Origin of the sequence: Leucothrix pacifica (genome assembly GCF_003172875.1) — a bacterium.
In the GTDB taxonomy this organism is placed as follows: domain Bacteria; phylum Pseudomonadota; class Gammaproteobacteria; order Thiotrichales; family Thiotrichaceae; genus Leucothrix; species Leucothrix pacifica.
This window is the reverse complement of sequence record NZ_QGKM01000093.1, coordinates 1-1,224: the sequence shown is the minus strand read 5'-3', so window position 1 is coordinate 1,224 and position 1,224 is coordinate 1. Positions and strand designations below refer to the sequence as shown.

1 protein-coding gene is annotated in these 1,224 nt (G+C 46.8%); it reads right to left on the bottom strand.

Annotation, left to right across the window (positions count from 1 at the left end; all coding sequences use genetic code 11):
- Positions 1-6: 6 nt before the first annotated feature.
- Positions 7-1,142, bottom strand: a protein-coding gene (locus DKW60_RS21345; RefSeq protein ID WP_109839694.1) for an IS630 family transposase whose coding sequence is annotated in 2 segments (ribosomal slippage) — positions 7-710 and positions 710-1,142 — 1,137 coding nt in all. Because the reading frame shifts where the segments join, the coding sequence is not laid out codon by codon here.
- Between the last annotated feature and the right edge of the window lie 82 nt (positions 1,143-1,224).

Genomic DNA, 1,224 nt, shown 5'->3' with positions numbered 1-1,224 from the left:
AGTGCATCATTTTTGAATTGGTGGATAAAGTGATTTCAATTTAATGCGAGCGTCTTCAGTTGTAAAGCGCCAGTTTACGCAAACAGCCTCATGGTTGCGCTGCTGTTCCCAAGCCATAATTTCTCTACGAAGCGTGTCTTGATCAGGGATCCTTCGCTTCAGGCACTGCCGAGTCAATATCCCTATTTCTATTTCGGCCATATTGAGCCAGCTTCCGTGCTTCGGGGTGAAATGGATTTCTAGCCGTTCGGCAATTCGCCTCGCTTCCGCCGGTTCAAAGGTCGCATAGAGTGAACCCAACTTATGCGTATTGAGATTATCCATCACTAAAATGATTTTCTTATCGGGGAAGTGTTCATCGACCAATGCTTTGATTAAGTAAGCCCAATCTTGCTTGGTATGTCGATCTGTTACCTCAATGTGCCTCCACCCTTCCAGAGGGGCCGATAACATAAACAGGTTGCTGACCCCGTTTCTCTCATATTCGTAGTCATATTTTGCTGGCAGGCCAACGCCTGATGGTAGCGGTATGCGGGTCTCTTTAACCTGTTGCTTGCTGGTTTCGTCCATGCATACCAGCACTTCATCTTCGGTAAAGTGTCGTTGATAGACCTCCAGCACATCTTCCATCGCACAGACAAAATCAGAATTTTGCTTAGGTGGGATGACCCAGCATTCTTTTAACCAAGGCTTGAGTTCATTTTTTTTAATGTCTGTCGCACACACTCGCCCGAAATAGTATCAACGATATTGCACTCGATTAACCGATCTGCCAACAATTGTAGTGTCCAGCCTGTACGCCCTTCGGGGGCGGGTGAGCAGGCGGTTGCTATCAGAAAAGCTTCTGCCTTTCCATCCAGTTTCTTCGGTTTTCGGCGCGCCTGTACTTTGGGCTTGAGGGCTGAATCAAGCCCTTCCATCACAAACCGTTGGCGAACCCTTTCAACGGTGAGTCGACTGGTGTGAATGGCCTTAGCTATGTCAGTATCCTTGAGTCCACCCTCGGACGATGCTTCATCGGCATGCAGCAGTATGTGTGCATGAGTCAGCTGGCGAGCCGCTACTTTTCCATGTGAGGTGAGCTGGATTAAGTCATCTCGCTCTTCTTTGGTCAATGTCACTCTATATTTTTTAGCGGGCATGTTTCTCCGGTTTACCATGATCTTAATCTGATGTTTAAGAGTTTACATTAGATATCCATCAGAGCTAAATTTTTAGACTACT